The organism is uncultured Tateyamaria sp. (assembly GCF_947504105.1).
Classification (GTDB): domain Bacteria; phylum Pseudomonadota; class Alphaproteobacteria; order Rhodobacterales; family Rhodobacteraceae; genus Tateyamaria.
Genome location: NZ_CANNGP010000162.1, coordinates 1 through 543 on the forward strand (window position 1 = coordinate 1; position 543 = coordinate 543).

Annotated in this window: 1 pseudogene; it reads right to left on the reverse strand. The window is 54.3% G+C overall.

The annotated features are described in order from the left end of the window. Window positions 1-78: 78 nt before the first annotated feature. Window positions 79-384, reverse strand: a pseudogene (locus Q1A75_RS24045) (helix-turn-helix domain-containing protein); the annotation flags it as partial. Between the last annotated feature and the right edge of the window lie 159 nt (window positions 385-543).

Genomic DNA, 543 nt, shown 5'->3' on the forward strand with positions numbered 1-543 from the left:
CCGCAACCATAACAACAGAAAGAAACAGGAACGGATTCTACACCTGAACGGCCCGGATTAGGGGGCTGGGTCACTACCGTTTCTGCGGACTTCCCGGCTGATCGTCGATGGTAATCGGGACAAATCGCGCGCAATGGAGCGAAAGGTCCTGTTGGCAGCGAGGCCGCGAGAGATTTCTTCCCGCTCAGTAAGGCTTAGCACGCGTTTGGATCGGGTACGGTCAGGCGGGCGGATGCCACCAGTCACAGCAAGATGTGGAAAGATAGAGGACGACGCGCGATCAAACCTGCGGCCGATCGAACTCAGCGAATCCCCTCGCTGCCAACGATCCCACATCTCCGACTTCTGCTTGTCTGTGTAAAAGGTCCTTGTTCGGTATTTCATGTCTCAACACTCCATCTCTCAAGAAGATTAAAGTGTTGCGACCACCCGTTGAATCCTCGCGGGACTTTGCGGACACTCACCGAATGACTTGTGTGGATGGCACCCGCATAGCAAGGGTTAAATGGGATTGCGTGTACCTTTTCAGAAGCGGTCTTGTGT